General features: G+C 59.5%; 19 protein-coding genes. 9 read left to right on the forward strand and 10 right to left on the reverse strand.

Annotated elements, in window-relative coordinates; translation table 11 throughout:
* The first annotated feature begins 199 nt into the window (after window positions 1-199).
* The 5 genes from dnaA (at window position 200) to ACY4LX_RS01185 (ending at window position 7128) form a co-directional block, all read left to right on the forward strand.
* A complete protein-coding gene (gene dnaA / locus ACY4LX_RS01165) occupies window positions 200-1720 on the forward strand; it encodes a chromosomal replication initiator protein DnaA (RefSeq protein WP_149659336.1) in 1521 nt (506 codons plus the stop codon).
* Between the two features lie 39 nt (window positions 1721-1759).
* Window positions 1760-2863, forward strand: coding sequence for a DNA polymerase III subunit beta (dnaN, locus tag ACY4LX_RS01170; RefSeq protein WP_054048133.1), 1104 nt, complete (start codon window positions 1760-1762; stop codon window positions 2861-2863).
* 20 nt (window positions 2864-2883) lie between these two features.
* Window positions 2884-3987, forward strand: coding sequence for a DNA replication/repair protein RecF (recF, locus tag ACY4LX_RS01175; RefSeq protein WP_149659335.1), 1104 nt, complete (start codon window positions 2884-2886; stop codon window positions 3985-3987).
* Between the two features lie 5 nt (window positions 3988-3992).
* Window positions 3993-6416, forward strand: a complete 2424-nt coding sequence (gene gyrB, locus ACY4LX_RS01180) for a DNA topoisomerase (ATP-hydrolyzing) subunit B (protein ID WP_149659334.1) — start codon at window positions 3993-3995, stop codon at window positions 6414-6416.
* A 466-nt stretch (window positions 6417-6882) separates the two neighbouring features.
* The gene (locus ACY4LX_RS01185; protein ID WP_463258958.1) at window positions 6883-7128 is read left to right on the forward strand and encodes a hypothetical protein; all 246 of its coding nucleotides are present in this window, start codon (window positions 6883-6885) and stop codon (window positions 7126-7128) included.
* A 92-nt stretch (window positions 7129-7220) separates the two neighbouring features.
* On the opposite strand, the gene ACY4LX_RS01190 is transcribed toward ACY4LX_RS01185, so the two are convergent.
* Complete coding sequence (locus ACY4LX_RS01190) at window positions 7221-7940, reverse strand: response regulator transcription factor (protein WP_463258959.1); 720 nt, start codon at window positions 7938-7940, stop codon at window positions 7221-7223.
* Window positions 7941-8116: 176 nt separating this feature from the next.
* On the opposite strand from ACY4LX_RS01190, the gene ACY4LX_RS01195 reads away from it, so the two are divergent.
* Window positions 8117-9649, forward strand: coding sequence for a sensor histidine kinase (locus ACY4LX_RS01195; RefSeq protein WP_463258960.1), 1533 nt, complete (start codon window positions 8117-8119; stop codon window positions 9647-9649).
* A gap of 171 nt (window positions 9650-9820) precedes the next feature.
* On the opposite strand, the gene ACY4LX_RS01200 is transcribed toward ACY4LX_RS01195, so the two are convergent.
* The 4 genes from ACY4LX_RS01200 to glyQ form a co-directional block, all read right to left on the reverse strand.
* Window positions 9821-10600 (reverse strand): lysophospholipid acyltransferase family protein, encoded by a 780-nt coding sequence (locus tag ACY4LX_RS01200; protein WP_149659331.1) that lies wholly within the window; start codon window positions 10598-10600, stop codon window positions 9821-9823.
* Between the two features lie 81 nt (window positions 10601-10681).
* On the reverse strand, window positions 10682-11215 hold the full coding sequence (gene gmhB / locus ACY4LX_RS01205) for a D-glycero-beta-D-manno-heptose 1,7-bisphosphate 7-phosphatase (RefSeq protein WP_149659330.1): 534 nt from the start codon (window positions 11213-11215) through the stop codon (window positions 10682-10684).
* 6 nt (window positions 11216-11221) lie between these two features.
* Window positions 11222-13276 carry a glycine--tRNA ligase subunit beta gene (gene glyS, locus ACY4LX_RS01210; RefSeq protein WP_149659329.1) on the reverse strand — a complete coding sequence of 685 codons (2055 nt, stop codon included), beginning with the start codon at window positions 13274-13276 and terminating at the stop codon, window positions 11222-11224.
* A complete protein-coding gene (glyQ, locus tag ACY4LX_RS01215) occupies window positions 13273-14226 on the reverse strand; it encodes a glycine--tRNA ligase subunit alpha (RefSeq protein WP_008155694.1) in 954 nt (317 codons plus the stop codon). Before glyQ ends, glyS begins: the two co-directional genes overlap by 4 nt.
* Window positions 14227-14307: 81 nt before the next feature.
* On the opposite strand from glyQ, the gene tag reads away from it, so the two are divergent.
* The 3 genes from tag (at window position 14308) to ACY4LX_RS01230 (ending at window position 16201) form a co-directional block, all read left to right on the forward strand.
* Window positions 14308-14865, forward strand: coding sequence for a DNA-3-methyladenine glycosylase I (tag, locus tag ACY4LX_RS01220; protein WP_149659328.1), 558 nt, complete (start codon window positions 14308-14310; stop codon window positions 14863-14865).
* A gap of 40 nt (window positions 14866-14905) precedes the next feature.
* Window positions 14906-15793 (forward strand): lysophospholipid acyltransferase, encoded by an 888-nt coding sequence (locus tag ACY4LX_RS01225; protein ID WP_149659327.1) that lies wholly within the window; start codon window positions 14906-14908, stop codon window positions 15791-15793.
* 168 nt (window positions 15794-15961) lie between these two features.
* Window positions 15962-16201 (forward strand): PilZ domain-containing protein, encoded by a 240-nt coding sequence (locus ACY4LX_RS01230; RefSeq protein ID WP_149659326.1) that lies wholly within the window; start codon window positions 15962-15964, stop codon window positions 16199-16201.
* On the opposite strand, the gene ACY4LX_RS01235 is transcribed toward ACY4LX_RS01230, so the two are convergent.
* The 5 genes from ACY4LX_RS01235 to def all read right to left on the reverse strand — a co-directional run bounded on the left by ACY4LX_RS01235 (window position 16202) and on the right by def (window position 20940).
* Window positions 16202-16516 carry a tetratricopeptide repeat protein gene (locus ACY4LX_RS01235; RefSeq protein ID WP_149659325.1) on the reverse strand — a complete coding sequence of 105 codons (315 nt, stop codon included), beginning with the start codon at window positions 16514-16516 and terminating at the stop codon, window positions 16202-16204.
* Between the two features lie 195 nt (window positions 16517-16711).
* Window positions 16712-18085, reverse strand: a complete 1374-nt coding sequence (gene trkA, locus ACY4LX_RS01240) for a Trk system potassium transporter TrkA (protein WP_149659324.1) — start codon at window positions 18083-18085, stop codon at window positions 16712-16714.
* A gap of 24 nt (window positions 18086-18109) precedes the next feature.
* On the reverse strand, window positions 18110-19420 hold the full coding sequence (gene rsmB / locus ACY4LX_RS01245; protein ID WP_149659323.1) for a 16S rRNA (cytosine(967)-C(5))-methyltransferase RsmB: 1311 nt from the start codon (window positions 19418-19420) through the stop codon (window positions 18110-18112).
* Window positions 19417-20376, reverse strand: a complete 960-nt coding sequence (gene fmt, locus ACY4LX_RS01250) for a methionyl-tRNA formyltransferase (protein ID WP_463258961.1) — start codon at window positions 20374-20376, stop codon at window positions 19417-19419. Before fmt ends, rsmB begins: the two co-directional genes overlap by 4 nt.
* Window positions 20377-20433: 57 nt before the next feature.
* A complete protein-coding gene (gene def, locus ACY4LX_RS01255) occupies window positions 20434-20940 on the reverse strand; it encodes a peptide deformylase (RefSeq protein WP_074872237.1) in 507 nt (168 codons plus the stop codon).
* Window positions 20941-21008 lie beyond the last annotated feature (68 nt).

Below are 21008 nucleotides of genomic sequence, written 5' to 3' on the forward strand. Positions count from 1 at the left end.
GAGTTTACCCCCCACTTGTCCAGTGCCCTCATGGGCGGTTATCCACAGAGCTTATGCACATACCGCTGGTCGCCTTTTAAGTAGTTAACGCGTTGATAATTCATGGGCTGTGCGCAACCTGCATGTGGATAAGTGCGCGTCTGGCCGCTACAATGGCCGCTTGTTTTTGCCTCACCGGCTTTCAACTTAGGGGATATCCGTGTCAGTGGAACTTTGGCAGCAGTGCGTGGAGCTTTTGCGCGATGAGCTGCCTGCCCAACAATTCAACACTTGGATCCGTCCACTACAGGTCGAAGCCGAAGGCGATGAGTTGCGTGTCTACGCACCGAATCGTTTTGTTCTCGACTGGGTCAACGAAAAGTACCTGGGCCGCGTCCTCGAACTGATGGATGAGCATGGCAATGGCATGGCGCCGGTGCTTTCCTTATTAATAGGCAGCAAACGCAGTTCGGCCCCGCGTGCGGCACCCAACGCCCCGCTGGCCGCTGCGGCGTCCCAGGCGCAAGTCTCCCAGGCACCGGTCAGCGCACCCGCGCCTGCCCCGGCCGCCACACAGACCAAACGCGCAACCCAAAAGATTGCCGACGTCAGTGAAGAGCCATCCCGCGACAGTTTCGATCCAATGGCCGGCGCCAGTTCGCAACAGGCCCCGGTTCGCGCCGAACAACGCACCGTCCAGGTGGAAGGCGCGCTCAAGCACACCAGCTACCTGAACCGAACGTTCACGTTCGAGAACTTCGTCGAAGGTAAGTCCAACCAACTGGCCCGGGCTGCGGCCTGGCAAGTGGCGGACAACCCGAAGCATGGTTACAACCCGCTCTTCCTTTATGGTGGCGTCGGCTTGGGTAAGACCCACTTGATGCACGCTGTGGGTAACCACCTATTAAAGAAGAACCCGAATGCCAAGGTCGTGTACCTGCATTCCGAGCGTTTCGTGGCCGACATGGTCAAGGCGCTGCAGCTGAACGCGATCAACGAGTTCAAGCGCTTCTACCGTTCGGTGGACGCCCTGCTGATCGATGACATTCAGTTCTTCGCTCGCAAGGAACGTTCCCAGGAAGAGTTTTTCCACACCTTCAACGCCCTGCTTGAAGGTGGCCAGCAGGTCATTCTCACCAGTGACCGCTACCCGAAAGAAATCGAAGGCCTCGAAGAGCGCCTCAAGTCCCGCTTCGGCTGGGGCCTGACGGTGGCTGTCGAGCCGCCGGAGCTGGAAACCCGCGTGGCGATCCTGATGAAAAAGGCCGACCAGGCCAAAGTCGATCTGCCCCACGATGCGGCGTTCTTCATTGCCCAGCGTATTCGCTCCAACGTCCGTGAGCTCGAAGGCGCGCTGAAGCGCGTGATCGCCCACTCGCACTTCATGGGCCGCGACATCACCATCGAGCTGATTCGCGAATCCTTGAAAGATCTGTTGGCGCTGCAAGACAAACTGGTCTCTGTGGATAACATTCAGCGCACCGTCGCCGAGTACTACAAGATCAAGATCTCCGACTTGCTGTCCAAGCGTCGTTCACGCTCGGTCGCACGTCCGCGTCAGGTTGCAATGGCCCTCTCCAAAGAGTTGACTAACCACAGCCTGCCGGAAATCGGCGATGTGTTTGGCGGCCGCGACCACACGACCGTTTTGCACGCCTGCCGCAAGATCAACGAACTTAAGGAATCCGACGCGGACATCCGCGAGGACTACAAGAACCTGCTGCGTACACTGACCACTTGATGAACACCAGCGCAGCTTATTAAGGCAAGGGACTAGACCATGCATTTCACCATTCAACGCGAAGCCCTGTTGAAACCCCTGCAACTGGTCGCAGGCGTCGTCGAGCGCCGACAGACCTTGCCGGTGCTCTCCAACGTGCTGCTGGTTGTCGAAGGCCAGCAGCTGTCGCTGACCGGTACAGACCTGGAAGTCGAGCTGGTCGGTCGTGTGCAACTCGAAGAGCCGGCTGATCCAGGTTCCATCACCGTGCCTGCGCGCAAGCTGATGGACATCTGCAAGAGCCTGCCGAACGACGCGCTGATCGACATCAAGGTCGATGAGCAGAAGCTCGTGGTGAAGGCTGGCCGTAGCCGCTTCACCCTGTCGACCTTGCCGGCCAACGATTTCCCGACGGTTGAAGAAGGCCCGGGTTCGCTGACTTGCAGCCTGGAGCAAAGCAAACTGCGTCGTCTGATCGAACGCACCAGCTTCGCCATGGCCCAGCAGGACGTGCGTTACTACCTCAACGGCATGCTGCTGGAAGTGTCCGAAGGTATCATCCGCGCCGTGGCCACCGACGGTCACCGTCTGGCCATGTGCTCGATGAAGGCCGACATCGGTCAGCCGGATCGTCACCAGGTGATCGTGCCGCGCAAGGGTATCCTTGAGCTGGCGCGCCTGCTGACCGAGCCGGATGGCCTCGTCAGCATTGTCCTGGGTCAACACCACATCCGTGCGACTACCGGCGAATTCACCTTCACCTCGAAACTGGTCGACGGCAAATTCCCGGATTACGAGCGCGTTCTGCCGAAGGGTGGCGACAAGCTGGTACTCGGCGACCGCCAGGCCCTGCGTGAAGCCTTCAGCCGCACCGCGATCCTGTCCAACGAGAAGTACCGCGGTATTCGTCTGCAATTGGCCAACGGTCAGTTGAAGATCCAGGCCAACAACCCGGAGCAGGAAGAAGCGGAAGAAGAAGTCGGCGTTGAATACAACGGCGGCAATCTGGAAATCGGCTTCAACGTGAGCTACCTGCTCGACGTGCTGGGCGTGATGACCACCGAGCAGGTTCGCCTGATCCTGTCCGACTCCAACAGCAGTGCGCTGGTGCAAGAGTCCGACAACGACGACTCGGCTTACGTTGTCATGCCGATGCGTCTGTAATCATGCTCAGCAGAAGCTAGATGTCCTTAAGTCGCGTCTCGGTCACCGCGGTGCGCAATCTGCACCCGGTGACCTTCTCCCCCTCTCCCCGAATCAACATTCTTTACGGCGCCAACGGCAGCGGCAAAACCAGTGTTCTGGAAGCCATTCATCTGCTGGGGCTTGCCCGTTCGTTTCGTAGCAGCCGTCTTTTGCCCGTCATTCAGTACGAGCAATTGGCGTGCACGGTGTTTGGGCAGGTGGAATTGTCCGAGGGCGGGCACAGCGCCTTGGGGATTTCCCGGGACCGGCAAGGCGAGTTCCAGATCCGCATCGATGGGCAGAACGCCCGTAGCGCGGCGCAGTTGGCGGAGATCCTGCCATTGCAACTGATCAACCCCGACAGCTTCCGGCTGTTGGAGGGCGCGCCGAAGATTCGCCGGCAGTTTCTCGACTGGGGTGTGTTCCACGTGGAACCGCGATTCATGTCCACCTGGCAGCGCTTGCAGAAGGCCCTGCGCCAGAGAAACTCTTGGCTGCGGCATGGTACACTTGACGCCGTTTCGCAAGCGGTTTGGGACAGGGAACTGTGCCAGGCCAGTGCAGAAATTGATGAATACCGCCGCGCTTATATCAAAGCCTTGAAACCAGTCTTTGAACAGACCTTGAGCGAACTGGTTGAGCTCGAAGGTTTGACGCTCAGCTATTACCGCGGATGGGACAAGGACCGCGAGTTGAGTGCAGTGCTCGCCGGGTCCCTGCAGCGGGATCAGCAAATGGGTCATACCCAAGCCGGACCACAACGCGCTGATTTGCGTCTTAGATTGGGCGCACATAACGCCGCGGACATTTTGTCCCGGGGTCAGCAGAAGTTAGTGGTCTGTGCATTGCGGATTGCCCAGGGGCACTTGGTTAGCCAGGCCCGACGCGGCCAGTGTATTTATCTGGTGGATGACCTGCCGTCCGAACTGGACGAGCAACACCGCCGTGCGCTTTGCCGCTTGCTGGAAGACTTACGCTGCCAGGTGTTTATCACCTGTGTAGATCACGAATTATTGAGGGAAGGCTGGCAGACGGAAACGCCAGTCGCTCTGTTCCACGTGGAACAGGGCCGTATCACCCAGACCCACGACCATCGGGAGTGAAGGCATTGAGCGAAGAAAATACGAATACCTACGACTCAACGAGCATTAAAGTGCTGAAAGGCCTGGATGCCGTACGCAAACGTCCCGGTATGTACATTGGTGACACCGACGATGGTAGCGGTCTGCACCACATGGTCTTCGAGGTAGTCGACAACTCCATCGATGAAGCGCTCGCTGGCCACTGCGACGATATCAGCATCATTATCCACCCGGATGAGTCCATCACCGTGCGCGACAACGGTCGTGGCATCCCGGTAGACGTGCATAAAGAAGAAGGCGTTTCCGCAGCCGAGGTCATCATGACCGTGCTGCACGCCGGCGGTAAGTTCGACGACAACTCCTATAAAGTTTCCGGCGGCCTGCACGGTGTGGGCGTATCGGTAGTGAACGCCCTGTCCGAAGAGCTTGTTCTCACGGTGCGCCGCAGCGGCAAGATCTGGGAGCAGACCTACATCCACGGTGTTCCGAAAGAGCCGATGAAAATCGTTGGCGAGAGCGAAACCACCGGTACCCAGATTCACTTCAAGCCGTCCGACCTGACCTTCAAGAATATCCATTTCAGCTGGGACATCCTGGCCAAGCGGATTCGTGAACTGTCCTTCCTCAACTCCGGTGTCGGCATCGTCCTTAAGGACGAGCGCAGCGGCAAGGAAGAGTTGTTCAAGTACGAAGGCGGCCTGCGTGCGTTCGTTGAATACCTGAACACCAACAAGACTCCGGTCAACCAGGTGTTCCACTTCAACATCCAGCGTGAAGACGGCATCGGCGTTGAAATCGCCCTGCAGTGGAACGACAGCTTCAACGAGAACCTGTTGTGCTTCACCAACAACATTCCACAGCGCGACGGCGGTACTCACCTGGTGGGTTTCCGTTCCGCGCTGACGCGTAACCTGAACACCTACATCGAAGCGGAAGGCCTGGCGAAGAAACACAAAGTTGCCACCACTGGTGACGATGCCCGTGAAGGCCTGACCGCGATCATTTCGGTGAAGGTTCCGGATCCGAAGTTCAGCTCCCAGACCAAAGACAAGCTGGTTTCTTCCGAAGTGAAGACCGCGGTCGAACAGGAAATGGGCAAGTACTTCTCCGACTTCCTGCTGGAAAACCCGAACGAAGCCAAGCTGGTCGTCGGCAAGATGATCGACGCGGCCCGTGCCCGTGAAGCGGCGCGTAAAGCCCGTGAGATGACCCGTCGTAAAGGCGCGCTGGATATCGCCGGCCTGCCGGGCAAACTGGCTGACTGCCAGGAAAAAGACCCTGCCCTGTCCGAACTGTACCTCGTGGAAGGTGACTCTGCTGGCGGCTCCGCCAAGCAGGGTCGCAACCGTCGCACCCAGGCCATCCTGCCGTTGAAAGGCAAGATCCTGAACGTCGAGAAGGCGCGCTTCGACAAGATGATCTCTTCGCAAGAAGTGGGCACCTTGATCACTGCGCTGGGTTGCGGCATTGGCCGTGACGAATACAACATCGCCAAACTGCGTTACCACAACATCATCATCATGACCGATGCTGACGTCGACGGTTCGCACATCCGTACCCTGCTGCTGACCTTCTTCTTCCGTCAGTTGCCGGAGCTGATCGAGCGCGGTTACATCTACATCGCCCAGCCGCCGCTGTACAAGGTCAAGAAAGGCAAGCAAGAGCAATACATCAAAGACGACGACGCCATGGAAGAGTACATGACGCAGTCGGCCCTGGAAGACGCGAGCCTGCACCTGAACGAGGACGCTCCGGGTATCTCCGGACCAGCCCTTGAGCGCCTGGTGAATGACTTCCGTCTGGTCATGAAGACCCTCAAGCGTCTGTCCCGCCTGTACCCACAGGAACTGACCGAGCACTTCATTTACCTGCCTGCTGTCACCCTGGAGCAACTGTCCGATCACGCAGTGATGCAAGACTGGATGGCCAAGTTCGAAGTTCGCCTGCGTACCGTCGAGAAGTCCGGCCTGGTCTACAAAGCCAGCCTGCGTGAAGACCGTGAACGTAACGTCTGGCTGCCAGAGGTCGAACTGATCTCCCACGGCCTGTCGAACTACATCACGTTCAACCGCGACTTCTTCGGCAGCAACGATTACAAAACTGTCGTTTCCCTCGGAGCTCAACTGAGCACCTTGCTCGACGACGGCGCGTACATCCAGCGCGGCGAGCGCAAGAAACCGGTCACCGAATTCAAGGAAGCCCTTGAATGGCTGATGGCTGAAAGCACCAAGCGTCACACCATCCAGCGATACAAAGGTCTGGGCGAGATGAACCCGGATCAGCTGTGGGAAACCACCATGGACCCAGCTCAGCGCCGGATGCTCAAAGTGACCATCGAAGACGCCATTGGCGCGGACCAGATCTTCAACACCCTGATGGGTGATGCGGTCGAACCCCGTCGTGACTTCATCGAAAGCAACGCCTTGGCGGTTTCCAACCTGGACTTCTGATCCAGATGACGACGAAACATTAAATGTCACAAATGGCCGTCTATTCCGGCTCAGAAAAACAAAAACCCCGGCTCTCGAGTCGGGGTTTTTGTTTTAGGATCTGTGAATTAATAAAGAGGCTAGATGTGTAGCGCTGTTTGATAAATAGCGCATCGTACGTTGCTAAGAAGGAGGGTTAGCATTGGCAGTCTTCGCCAGTGCTGCTGATTTATGAACAACGAGGAATAAGGCTAATGAACGAGCAGCATCAGTCTTTCGAGGAACGGAAGCAGATCGACGCAAACGGCGCGGAATTTTGGTCAGCAAGAATCCTGTCAAAACTGCTCGAATACTCGGAATATCGACACTTCCAATCTGTTTTGGCCCGGGCTAAAGATGCCTGCAGAAACAGTGGGCACGCGACCGATGGCCATTTCGAGGATACGCTCGCAATGGTCAATATTAGAATCAGAAGATTCTTGACCATATGGGCGCTACTGAATTGGCTGCCAATCTGTTCCGAGCTACTCAGGCTGAAGAAAAACTTCGCCGCGATGAGGTTAAGGGTAAGCACCGCGCTAACCAAGTACATCTTGAGGTTGGCAGGAAAGTACGCGAAACCATTGCTGATTTAGGAGGCACGATGCCGGAGGATCTCTCTACTCCGGAAAGCAGCATCAAAGAAATTTCATCTGCAGTTGGAAAGCTGCAAGGCGACTCCATCGTGAAATGAGCTGCAGTGGTGTACCAGATTCAAATTGAAGGCGGCGAGTATCTCAAACAAATGCCAACGCACATCCGTTGGCTTTTTTATGGATTTTGATCTTATTCGCTCACTGCCCCCACACTCTCCAACCGATACCCATACCCATAAATCGTCAGCAACTGCCAACCCCGATCCGCCGTCAGCCCCAACTTATTGCGCAGGCGATAAATGTGCGTGTCCAGCGGCCGTGAAGACACCATCTCTTCATGACTCCAGAACCGCCCATACAGATACTCCCGGGACAATGGCCGGCCGAGATTGGTAAACAAGCAACGGGCCAGGCTGTATTCCCGCTCGGTCATGCCGATTGGCGTGCCGGCGCGGGTGACGGTCAGGTCGGCGTCGTCGAATACCAGGTCATTGAAACTCAAGGCTTCGGTGGCCGTCGCCCGTTGTTGGCTATGTCTGCGCAACACGGCAGCGACCCGGGCTTTCAATTCGTTGGGACGGAACGGTTTGCTGACGTAGTCGTCGGCCCCGGCATTCAGAGCCTGGACGATGTCGCTCTCGGCGTCGCGGCTGGTGAGCATGATGGCCGCTGGCGGCGCGTCCATGTGTTCGCGGGTCCAGCGCAGCAGCGAGAGTCCGCTGAGGTCCGGCAGTTGCCAGTCGAGGATCAACAGGTCGAAGGTTTCCCGGCGTAGCTGGCGCAACAGGTCTTCCCCGCGCTCGAAGCTGTGCAATGACCAGGGCTGTTCGCCCGGTTCGGCCATTTGCCGCAGGGTCTGTTCCACCCGGCGTAATTCGGCGGGTTCATCGTCCAGTATCGCGACGCGCATGTGCGGCAGTTCCTTGATGGCGGGTGGGCGGTAGACGATACCGGCTCGGCCTGGGGAGCGAAAGTAAGCGGCGCCCCATTGGTCGTCGTCCGCTATGATTCTCCAGGTTCAATCTACCAATCAGACCAGTGACTCATGAACCTAATTCCCCGGCCCCTCCCCTATCCTTTTTTTCCATGACGAATCAGCGTCGCCGCGAGAGTCGCGAGCCCACTCAAGTTCAGCGTTTGTTCCGGCAATTGGTCCGTGAATGGTTGTGGATAAGTCTGACCCTGCTGCCGCTGACGGCGCTGCTTTCCTACAGCGCCCAATCGGATGGACCCGAAGGTTCGGGCGCGATGGGAGCGTTGATCTCGGTTAGCCTGGTGGCCTGTGTACTCGGCTTAATGTTGCTGCGCCCGCGCCTGGCGCTTTGGTTGACCTTGGGCGGCATGAGTTGCGCGCTACTGATCAGCGCCGGTCTGGCCGAGTTGCGTTGGTGGTGGTCCCCGACAGCGAGCCTGACGGGCATGCTGTTTGGCTACCTGATCTGGAACTGGCGGCGCTTGAGTGTGGTGCTGACCTATTTCGGCTGGGAGCTGGCCCGTCTGGACAACGAACCGAAAGTGTTCCCGGAGCGCCGCCGCGTGCAGTTTCCTACGGGGGATCATTTGCAGCGGCAAATCATGGCCCTGGAACAAGCCATGAGTCGCACCCGCGACACCCGACGCTTTATCGCCGATGGCCTGGAGTATTTGCCGGTCGCGACGTTGATCAGCGATCCCCAAGGCCGGATTTTGCTCGGCAACCGCAACGCTCGAGACGTGTTTGGCGCTGAGCTGGCCGGTGATGACGTGCTCGAGCAATTGGCGCGCCTGGGTTACCCGGAACTGCTCGATGGATCGCGCCCGCCCTTGTCGACTTTGGCCCTGGTCGAGTTCAGGGATATCAAGGGTCGTAGCCTGCGCCTGGAGCGTGCGGCACTGCTGCCAGTGGACGGTGAGACGCCGATCGGTTGGCTGCTGAGCCTGACCGACCTGAGTGTCGAACGCGATGCCGAGGAACAACGTGGCGTGCTGCTACGTTTTTTGTCCCATGACCTGCGCGCGCCGCATTCGGCGATCCTGGCCCTGCTCGATGTGCATCGCCAGCAAATCGGCGGCGATACGCAGCTGTTCGATCAGATCGAGCGCCAGGTGCGCAGGGCGTTGGACCTCACGGACGGTTTCGTGCAATTAGCCAGAGCCGAGTCCGAGACCTATGAATTCCAGCCCAGTCTGTTCGCCATGCTGGTGCTGGATGTGTTCGACCAAGCCCTGAGCATCGCGCAGCTGAAACAGATCGAGTTGGTCCATCACCTGGAGGACGATGCCCAGGAAAGCCTGATCATGGCCGATCAGGGGCTGCTGACCCGTGCGTTGTTCAACCTGTTGGAAAACGCCATCAAGTACAGCGATGCCGGCACGCGCATCAGTCTGCAAGTCAGTTGCAGTGCAGGATGGCTGAAGTGTGAACTGGCCGATCAAGGCAAAGGCATCGCCGCCCATGAGTTACCTGAGCTGTTCAACCAGTACCGACGCTTTTCCTCGGCTCAAGGTATTGATGGCGTGGGATTAGGGTTGTCGATGGTTAAAGCCGTGGTGGATCACCACGGTGGGCAGATCGAGTGCCAGAGTGAGGTGGGCAAAGGCACCCGTTTCAGCCTGCATTTTCCCCTGCTGGATCAGTAAATCGCGGGCATAAAAAAACCGGCTATATCAGCCGGTTTTTTTACGTCCGAAAAAAACTTATGCACCTTTTCCGGAATTTTATGAGCTTAAGAAATATGTATATAAATCATAGCCATACAAACCAAATCCGCTGTTTTTCAACAAAACGGTACACAGGTTATCCACAGAATCTCAGACAGCCACTTGATCCGTCGCGGCGGGGGCCTGAGGGGCCGGTGGCAGCGAACCCATATCGCGTTGCATCTGTTCATTCCAGGCCTGGACGCGATCGTTCAGCGCAGCAATGGCTCGCGGCCCGCTGCCCTCGGCGTACATCGGTTCGCCGATGATTACGGTGATCACACCTTGCTTCTTTGCCCAACCGGTTTTCGGCCAAAACTTGCCAGCATTGTGTGCAATCGGCAGCACCGGAAGTGCGGCGTTGACCGCCAAAGCGCTACCGCCCCGTGAGAACTTTCCGACAGTGCCGTAGGGAACACGAGTGCCCTCAGGGAAGATCAGCACCCAGACGCCGTCCTTCAGCAACTCATCGCCCTTTTTCGCCACATGCTTGAGCGCGGCTTTCGGGTTATCGCGGTCGATGGCGATCGGTCGCAGCATCGCCATCGCCCAACCGAAGAACGGCACAAAGAGCAGGGAACGCTTGAGAACCTGGCTCAACGGCTCGAAATAAGCCGAGAGAAAGAACGTCTCCCAAGTGCTCTGATGATTCGATTGAATCACGCAAGGTTGGTCCGGCACGTTCTCGGCACCCTTCACTTCATAGCTGATGCCCAGGAACACTTTGCTCAACCACAGCGCGCAACGGCACCAGTACACGTTGATAAAGCGATAACGCGCCTTGAACGGCAGAAATGGCGCGATAAAAAAGCTCAGGCTGCACCAGAGCAACGAGCTGGTGCCCAGCAGCAGGTAAAAGAGGAAGGTTCTGATGGCCTGCAATATCGACATGGTGACGGTTACCGTGCGGGCTCTGCCCGTCTATATAAAGCGCAATCCCGATCAATCCTTGGTCAGGAATCTCGAAACGCTCTAATTGTGGATAAGTTCTGCGGCAATCGCCGCCAGATCGTCAAAAATCAAGGTGCCTGCCGGTAGGGCCTTGCCCAAAGTCTTTTCGCCTTTCCCGGTCTTTACCAAAACTGGCTGAGAATCGACGGCTTTTGCGGCTTCCAGGTCACCAAGGGTATCGCCGACAAACCATAGATCAGTCAGCGACACGTTGTAATGCGCGGCGATGGTTTTCAACATCCCGGGTTTTGGCTTGCGGCAATCGCAGCCGTCGTCCGGCCCGTGGGGGCAATAGACGATCAGCCCGACCTCACCACCCTGCTCCGCCACCAGTGAGCGCAAGCGCTCGTGCATGGCGTCCAGGGTGGCGATGTCGTAATAGCCGCGAGCGATGCCCGACTGGTTGGTAGCGACCGCCACCGTCCAGCCGGCCTTGCTCAACTGCGCGATGGCTGCGATCGAACCGGGGAGCGGAATCCACTCCTCCACCGACTTGATGTAAGCGTCGGAGTCGTAATTGATCACCCCGTCCCGATCGAGAATCAGCAGTTTCAAACTGTCTTACCCCAGCAGCGAAATGTCGGCAACGCCGAGGAACAGCCCACGCAGACGCGACAGCAAGGCATAACGGTTGGCGCGCACCTTGGCATCCTCCGCATTGACCATCACCGCTTCGAAGAACGCATCCACCGGCTCGCGCAAGGCAGCCAGGCGCGCCAGCGATTCGCTGTACTGACGCGCAGCGGCCATCGGCTGGACAGCCTGGTCAGCCTGCTGGATCGCCGAGTACAGGGAGAACTCGTTGGCGTTGTCGAAGTACTTGGCTTCCACTACCGACGGAATCGAGCCTTCGGCTTTGCTCAGCAGGTTCGAAACGCGCTTGTTCACCGCGGCCAGGGCGGCGGCTTCCGGCAATTTGCGGAACGCTTCTACCGCTTGAACACGCTGATCGAAGTCCAGTGCGGAACCCGGTTTCAGCGCACGCACCGACAGGTAAGTGCCGACATCCACGCCTTCGTCTTCGTAACGGGCACGCAGACGGTCGAAGATAAACTCCAGCACCAAATCGTTCAGGCCGGCAGCCTTGATCTTGGCGCCGAACGCGTTCACGGCAAAAGCCACGGCGTCGTTCAGGTCGAGGTCGAGCTTCTTGTCGATCAGGATGCGCAACACGCCCAGTGCCGCACGGCGCAGGGCATACGGGTCTTTGCTACCGGTAGGCAGCATGCCGATGCCGAAGATGCCGACCAGGGTGTCGAGCTTGTCGGCGATGGCCACGGCCGCACCGGTCAGGGTGGTCGGCAGTTCAGCGCCGGCACCGCGAGGCATGTACTGCTCGTTCAGGGCCAGAGCGACTTCTTCCGGCTCGCCGTCGTTGAGGGCGTAGTAGTAACCGGCGACGCCTTGCATCTCCGGGAACTCACCGACCATCTCGGTCGCCAGGTCGCACTTGGACAGCAGGCCGGCACGGGAGGCCCAGGCTGCGTTGCCGCCAATGCGCTGCGCGATGTACGCGGCCAGTTTGGAAACGCGCTCGGCCTTGTCATAGACGCTGCCGAGTTTTTCCTGGAACACCACGTTTTGCAGGCGCAGGTTGAAGTCTTCGAGTTTCTGCTTCTTGTCTTGCTTGAAGAAGAACTCGGCGTCGGTCAGGCGTGGGCGAACCACTTTCTCGTTACCGGCGATGATCTGCTGCGGGTCTTTGCTTTCGATGTTGGCCACGGTAATGAAACGTGGCAGCAACTTGCCGTCGGCATCCAGCAGGCAGAAGTACTTCTGGTTGTCCTGCATGGTGGTGATCAGGGCTTCTTGCGGCACATCGAGGAAACGCTCCTCGAACGAGCACACCAGCGGCACCGGCCATTCAACCAGCGCGGTCACTTCATCGAGCAAGGCTGGAGGAACGATGGCGGTGCCTTCCTGCAGGGTCGCCAGTTCTTCGGTGCGCTTGCTGATGATGGCGCGACGCTCGTTGGCATCGGCCAGCACGTAAGCTGCACGCAGGTCGGCCAGGTAGTTGGCCGGCGCCGTGATGCGCACGCTTTGTGGGTGATGGAAGCGGTGGCCACGGGAATCGCGGCCAGCCTTCTGGGCGAGGATCGTGCAGTCGATGACCTGGTCACCGAGCAGCATCACCAGCCACTGGGTCGGACGCACGAATTCTTCCTTGCGAGCACCCCAGCGCATGCGCTTCGGGATCGGCAGGTCGTTCAGGGAGTCTTCGACGATGGTCGGCAGCAGGCTCGCGGTCGGTTTGCCGGCGATGCTCTGGCTGTAACGCAGTTTCGGACCGCTCTGATCGATTTCGCTCAGGTCGACGCCGCACTTCTTGGCAAAGCCCAGTGCTGCTTGGGTCGGGTTGCCATCGGCATCGAAGGCAGCCTGACGCGGCGGGCCGTCGAGGTTGATGCTGCGATCCGGTTGCTGGGTCGCCAGTGCGGTGATGAGCACGGCCAGGCGACGCGGCGCGGCGTACACGGTTTTGGCTTCGTAGTTCAGGCCAGCGGCTTGCAGGCCTTTGTCGATACCGGCCAGGAACGCATCGGCCAGGGTGTTCAGGGCTTTGGGTGGCAGTTCTTCGGTGCCCAATTCAACCAGGAAATCCAGAGCACTCATTGTGCAGCCTCCAGCTTAGCCAACACTTCATCACGCAGGTCCGGGGTTGCCATCGGGAAGCCCAGCTTGGCGCGAGCCAGCAGGTAGGCTTGCGCAACGGAACGCGCCAGGGTGCGAACACGCAAAATGTATTGCTGACGCGCAGTCACCGAGATTGCCCGGCGCGCATCCAGCAGGTTGAAGGTATGGGACGCCTTCAACACCATTTCGTAGCTTGGCAACGGCAGCGGCTGGTCGAGTTCGATCAGGCGCTTGGCTTCGCTTTCGTAGAAATCGAACAGCTCGAACAGCTTCTCGACGTTGGCGTGTTCAAAGTTGTAGGTCGATTGCTCGACTTCGTTCTGGTGGAACACGTCGCCGTAGGTGACTTTGCCCATCGGGCCGTCAGCCCAGACCAGGTCGTAAACCGAGTCCACGCCTTGCAGGTACATGGCCAGACGCTCAAGACCGTAAGTGATCTCGCCGGTCACCGGGTAGCATTCGATGCCGCCCGCTTGCTGGAAGTACGTGAACTGCGTCACTTCCATGCCGTTGAGCCAGACTTCCCAGCCAAGACCCCAGGCGCCCAGGGTTGGCGACTCCCAGTTGTCTTCGACGAAGCGAATGTCGTGGACCAACGGGTCCAGGCCAACGTGCTTGAGGGAGCCCAGGTACAGTTCCTGGAAGTTGTCCGGGTTCGGCTTCAGGACTACCTGGAACTGATAGTAGTGCTGCAGACGGTTCGGGTTTTCGCCGTAGCGGCCGTCAGTCGGGCGACGACTGGGCTGCACATAAGCGGCGTTCCAGGTTTCCGGGCCGATGGCGCGCAGAAACGTGGCTGTGTGGAAAGTGCCGGCGCCTACTTCCATATCGTAGGGCTGAAGTACCACGCAACCTTGCTCGGCCCAGTATTGCTGGAGGGCGAGGATCAAGTCTTGGAAGGTACGCACGGCTGGCGTAGGCTGGCTCACGTAATTCACCTGTTTCTTGGGCTGCGATTTAAAGAGCGGGAGTATACCCGATTCGTTGCTGCGCACGCCCCCTGGAGCCTTATGCCACGCTGCTTTTGGTGTTCCGAAGATCCGCTGTACATGGCTTATCACGATCAGGAGTGGGGCACGCCGCTACGCGATGCGCAGGGATTGTTCGAGTTGCTTTTGCTCGAAGGGTTCCAGGCCGGCCTTTCATGGATCACCGTGTTGCGCAAACGTGAGCGTTATCGCGAGGTGTTGTTCGGCTTCGACGTACAACGCGTGGCGCAGATGAGCGACGCGGAAATCGATGAATTGATGCTCGATCCCGGCATTATCCGCAACCGCCTCAAACTCAACGCGGCCCGGCGCAACGCCCAGGCCTGGCTGGTGCTGGAGGACCCGGTGGCGTTTCTCTGGTCCTTCGTGGGTGGCAAACCGCTGATTAATCATTTCAAGGATCGCAGCCAGGTGCCGGCCGTGACGCCGGTCGCCGTGGAGATGAGCAAAGGCCTGAAAAAGGCTGGCTTTACGTTCGTTGGCCCGACCATTTGTTACGCGCTGATGCAGGCCTCGGGCATGGTCATGGACCATACCCAGGATTGCGATCGCTACGCGACGCTGGCGAACGGCGGTTAGAATGGCCGCCTCGCACACAGCACAAGATCAGGAGTGACCTGTGGATAAGTTTAAAGGCGCCTTGCTGGTAGGCGCTCTGCGGCTGTTTGCCCTGCTCCCGTGGCGGGCCGTGCAAGCCGTCGGTTCGGCCATTGGCTGGATGATGTGGAAAACCCCCAACCGTTCCCGCGACGTGGTGCGGATCAACCTGGCCAAGTGCTTCCCGGACATGGACCCGGCCGAACGCGAGCGTCTGGTGGGCCAGAGTCTGAGAGACATCGGCAAGTCCCTGACCGAAAGCGCCTGCGCCTGGATCTGGCCGGCCCAGCGCTCCATCGACCTGGTGCGTGAAGTCGAAGGCCTCGACGTATTAAAAGACGCACTCGCTTCCGGCAAAGGTGTGGTGGGCATCACCAGCCACCTCGGCAACTGGGAAGTGTTGAACCACTTCTATTGCAACCAGTGCAAACCGATCATTTTCTATCGTCCGCCGAAATTGAAAGCCGTGGACGATTTGCTGCGCAAGCAGCGGGTGCAATTGGGCAACCGCGTGGCCGCTTCCACCAAGGAAGGCATCCTCAGCGTGATCAAGGAAGTGCGCAAAGGTGGTGCAGTGGGCATCCCCGCTGACCCGGAGCCGGCCGAATCCGCCGGGATCTTCGTGCCGTTTTTCGCCACCCAGGCGCTGACCAGTAAATTCGTACCGAACATGCTCGCCGGCGGCAAAGCGGTCGGCGTGTTCCTGCATGCCCTGCGCCTTCCGGACGGTTCGGGGTACAAAGTGATCCTCGAAGCCGCACCAGACGCCATGTACAGCACCGATACCGAGACGTCCTGCGCAGCGATGAGCCAGGTGGTCGAGCGCTACGTGCGGGCGTATCCGAGCCAGTACATGTGGAGCATGAAGCGCTTCAAGAAGCGTCCACCGGGTGAAGAACGCTGGTACTGACATAAATGGCACGATCTGTGGATAACTACGCCCTGTAGGAGCGAGGCTTGCCCGCGAAGAGGCCATCAAATTCAACATTGATGTTGGATGGGATGTCGCCTTCGCGGGCAAGCCTCGCTCCTACAAGTCCAGGTTATCCACAACCCACGTTCAGCAAGGGCGCAGAAGATGTCCGAACACCGCAAATCATTGCGCATCAAGATCAGTCACGAAAGCTTCGGCGAATGCCTGGGCCAGACCCGTAACCTCTCGACGACGGGCGTCTACGTCCAGCACCCGAGCCTGTCGGCGTTGCCCAAGGGCGCGGTGGTTTATGGCCAGGTGCAGGGCTTACCCACAGGCGCGCCGCGCGTGCGCATGGAAGTGGTGCTGGTGGACGCCGAGGGGATTGGCCTGCGCTATCTCTGATCAGTGGGCCTGACGATCAAGCTTCTTCAGGAACACCGTCATCTCCTTTTCCGCCTGCTTGTCGCCATGGGCGCGGGCGGCTTCCAGGCCTTGTTCCCAGGCCTGACGCGCGGCGGCATGATCCGACAGCGCCAGATGGGCCTTGCCCAGCAACTTCCACGCCGCCGAATACTTCGGATCGAACTCGACGCAACGCTGGAAATGCTCGGCGGCCTTGGCATTTTCCCCAAGATCCAGATACCCCTTGCCCAGGCCGAAGCGCAGCAATGAGTTATCCACACCCTTGGCGAGCATTTTTTCCAGGGATTCGAGCATGGTTGGCACCTTTGGGTTATGTGGAAAGGTTCAGCGATCGTTCCCACGCTCCGCGTGGGAATGCAGCCCGGGACGCTCCGCGTCCCATCCAAAGCCGAACGCGGAGCGTCCGTTGAGGCATTCCCACGCAGAGCGTGGGAACGATCAGCTATTCAATCTGTAGGAGCGAGGCTTGCCCGCGAAGAGGCCCTCGGATCAGAAGAAGCTCAACCCGACATGAAACAGCTTCTCCACATCCCGAATATGCTTCTTATCCACAAGGAACAGAATCACATGGTCGCCGGTTTTGATCACCGTATCGCCGTGGGCAATGATCACTTCTTCGTCACGAATGATCGCGCCGATGGTGGTGCCCGGCGGCAAACCGATGTTCTCGATGGCCTTGCCAATCACCTTGCTCGACTTCGCATCGCCATGGGCAATCGCCTCGATGGCTTCCGCCGCGCCCCGGCGCAGTGAGTGCACGCTGACGATATCGCCACGGCGCACGTGGGCCAACAGGGTGCCGATAGTCGCCAATTGCGGGCTGATGGCGATGTCGATGTCGCCGCCCTGGATCAGATCAACGTAGGCCGGGTTGTTGATGATCGTCATCACCTTCTTCGCGCCCAGGCGCTTGGCCAGCAACGACGACATGATGTTGGCTTCGTCGTCGTTGGTCAGGGCCAGGAACAGGTCGGCGTCGGCGATGTTCTCTTCCAGCAGCAGGTCCCGGTCCGAAGCGCTGCCCTGCAGGACGACGGTGCTGTCGAGGGTGTCCGAGAGATGACGGCAGCGCGCCGGGTTCATCTCGATGATCTTCACCTGGTAACGGCTTTCAATGGCCTCGGCCAGCCGTTCACCGATCTGTCCGCCACCGGCGATGACGATGCGCTTGTAGCTTTCATCGAGGCGGCGCATTTCGCTCATCACTGCGCGAATATTCGCCTTGGCCGCGATGAAAAACACTTCGTCGTCGGCCTCGATTACCGTATCGCCCTGGGGCAGGATGGGTCGGTCGCGACGAAAAATCGCCGCTACGCGGGTTTCGACGTTCGGCATGTGCTCGCGCAATTGTCGCAGTTGCTGACCCACTAACGGCCCACCGTAATAGGCCTTCACCGCCACCAATTGCGCTTTGCCTTCGGCGAAGTCGATCACCTGCAAGGCGCCGGGGTGTTCGATCAGGCGCTTGATGTAGTTGGTGACCACTTGTTCCGGGCTGATCAGCACGTCCACCGGGATCGCGTCGTTGTTGAACAGCCCGCCGCGCGTCAGATACGCGGCTTCGCGAACCCGAGCGATTTTGGTCGGGGTGTGGAACAGGGTGTGGGCGACCTGGCAGGCGACCATGTTGGTTTCGTCGCTGTTGGTCACGGCGACCAGCATGTCCGCGTCGTCGGCGCCGGCCTGACGCAGCACCGTCGGAAACGACGCGCGGCCCTGCACGGTGCGGATGTCGAGACGATCACCGAGGTCGCGCAGGCGTTCGCCATCGGTGTCGACCACGGTGATGTCGTTGGCTTCGCTGGCCAAGTGTTCCGCCAGCGAACCGCCGACCTGCCCCGCGCCGAGGATGATGATCTTCATCCAGTCACTCCCTTGAAAATCCGGTTAACCGCGTGCGGCGGCAATCTTGATCAGCTTGGCGTAGTAGAACCCGTCGTGACCGCCCTGCTGGGCCAGCAATTGGCGACCATGGGGCTGCTTGATCCCGGCTGTGGTGGCGAGGTCCAGTTCACGGGCACCCGGCGTGCGGGCGAGGAAGGCTTCGATGACTTCGGTGTTCTCGGTCGGCAGCGTCGAGCAGGTGGCGTAAAGCAGAATCCCGCCCACTTCCAGAGTTATCCACATGGCGTCGAGCAATTCGCCTTGCAGCACCGCGAGTGCGGCGATGTCGTCCGGTTGGCGGGTCAGCTTGATGTCCGGGTGGCGACGGATCACGCCGGTGGCCGAGCACGGCGCGTCGAGCAGGATGCGCTGGAATGGCTTGCCGTCCCACCAGGTCGCGGTGTCGCGGCCGTCGGCGGCGATCAGTTCGGCGCTCAGGCCCAGACGCGCGAGGTTTTCCCTCACCCGCACCAGACGCTTGGCTTCCAGGTCCACCGCCACCACGCCGGCCAGTGCCGGCTCGGCTTCAAGGATGTGGCAGGTCTTGCCGCCGGGGGCGCAGCAGGCGTCGAGCACCCGTTGGCCCGGCGCCAAGTCAAGTAGATCGGCGGCCAGTTGCGCGGCTTCGTCCTGCACGCTAATCCAGCCTTCGGCGAAACCCGGCAGGCTGCGTACGTCGGCGGCGGCGTCGAGAATGATGCCGTCGCGGCTGTACACACATGGTGTGGCGGCGATGCCCGCGTCACTCAGCAAGCCGAGGTACGCATCGCGCGTTTGATGGCGACGGTTGACCCGCAGAATCATCGGCGGATGCGCGTTGTTCGCCGCGCAGATGGCTTCCCACTGCTCAGGCCAGAACGCTTTCAGGGATTTTTGCAGCCAGCGAGGATGGGCGGTGCGCACTACCGGGTCGTGTTCCAGCTCGGCCAACAGCGCTTCGCTTTCCCGTTGGGCGCGGCGCAGCACGGCGTTGAGCAAGGCCTTGGCCCAGGGCTTCTTGAGCTTGTCGGCACAACCGACGGTTTCGCCAATGGCGGCGTGGGCCGGGACGCGGGTGTAGAGCAATTGATAGAGGCCGACCAGCAACAGCGCCTCGACGTCTGCGTCCGCCGCTTTGAACGGCTTCTGCAGCAACTTGGCCGCCAGTGCCGACAAGCGTGGCTGCCAGCGCGCAGTGCCGAACGCCAGGTCCTGGGTGAAGCCACGATCGCGGTCTTCGACCTTGTCCATCTGCGTCGGCAGGGAACTGTTGAGCGAAGCTTTTCCGTTCAGGACAGCGGCAAGTGCCTTGGCGGCGGCCAGACGCGGGTTCATTGAGCGTCCACCACTTGGCCGAGCACGGTGCCGACGGCGAATTTCTCACGGCGGCTGTTGAACAAGTCGCTGAAGTTCAGCGCCTTGCCGCCGGGCAATTGCAGACGGGTCAGGCACAGCGCCTGTTCACCGCAGGCGACGATCAGGCCGTCCTTGCTGGCGCCGAGGATTTCCCCCGGATTGCCCTGCCCTTCGGCGAGATTGGCGGCCAATACCTTCAGCGCTTCGCCATTCAGCGTGCTGTGGGTGATCGGCCACGGGTTGAAGGCGCGGACCAGGCGTTCCAGCTCAACCGCCGGACGGCTCCAGTCGATGCGTGCTTCGTCTTTGTTCAATTTGTGAGCATAAGTGGCGAGGCTGTCGTCCTGCACTTCGCCTTCCAGCGTTCCGGCAGCGAGACCGGCAATCGCTTGAATCACGGCGGGCGGGCCCATTTCGGCCAGACGGTCGTGGAGGCTGCCGCCGGTGTCTTCGCCAGTGATCGGCGTGGTGACTTTGAGCAGCATCGGGCCGGTATCCAGGCCCAGTTCCATGCGCATCACCGTCACGCCGCTTTCGGCATCGCCCGCTTCAACGGCGCGCTGGATCGGCGCCGCCCCACGCCAGCGTGGCAGCAGCGAGGCGTGGCTGTTGATGCAACCCAGGCGCGGAATATCCAGCACCACTTGCGGCAGGATAAGACCGTAGGCGACCACCACCAGCAAGTCGGGCTTGAGTGCGGCCAGTTCAGCCTGGGCGTCTTCGTTGCGCAGAGTCGGCGGTTGCAGCACCGGGATGTTGTTTTCCACAGCCAGTTGCTTGACCGGGCTCGGCATCAGTTTTTGCCCGCGGCCCGCCGGACGGTCCGGTTGGGTGTAGACCGCGACGATCTCGTAAGGGCTGGCGAGCAGGGCCTTGAGGTGTTCGGCGGCGAATTCCGGGGTGCCGGCAAAGACGATGCGCAGTGGCTCAGTCATGGGAGCAATCTCTGAAAAGAAAAAGGCTTGCCGCAGCAAGCCTTTGAAAGGAGGGCATCAAGCGTTCTGGCGATGGAGCTTTTCCAGTTTCTTCTTGATTCGGTCGCGTTTGAGGTTCGACAGGTAATCGACGAACAACTTGCCGTTGAGGTGGTCGCATTCATGCTGGATGCACACGGCGAGCAGGCCTTCGGCGATCAGTTCGTAGGGTTGGCCATCGCGGTCCAGGGCTTTGATCCTGACCTTTTGCGGGCGATCGACGTTTTCGTAGAAGCCCGGCACCGAGAGGCAGCCTTCCTGGTATTGCTCCATCTCGTCGGTCAGGGTTTCGAACTCGGGGTTGATGAACACCCGCGGTTCGCTGCGGTCTTCGGAGAGGTCCATCACGACGATACGTTTGTGCACGTTGACCTGGGTCGCGGCGAGGCCGATGCCTGGCGCTTCATACATTGTTTCAAACATGTCATCGACCAACTGACGCACTTCGTCGTCCACTACGGCCACGGGTTTGGCGATAGTGCGCAGGCGCGAGTCGGGAAATTCGAGGATGTCTAAAATGGCCATAAGCTTAATTGCTGCACATGTGAGGTAAAGTCGGGTCGATGGCCTGGCGGGTCCGAAGATGCAGGCTA

The sequence above is a fragment of the Pseudomonas sp. Emmai genome, from assembly GCF_055179735.1.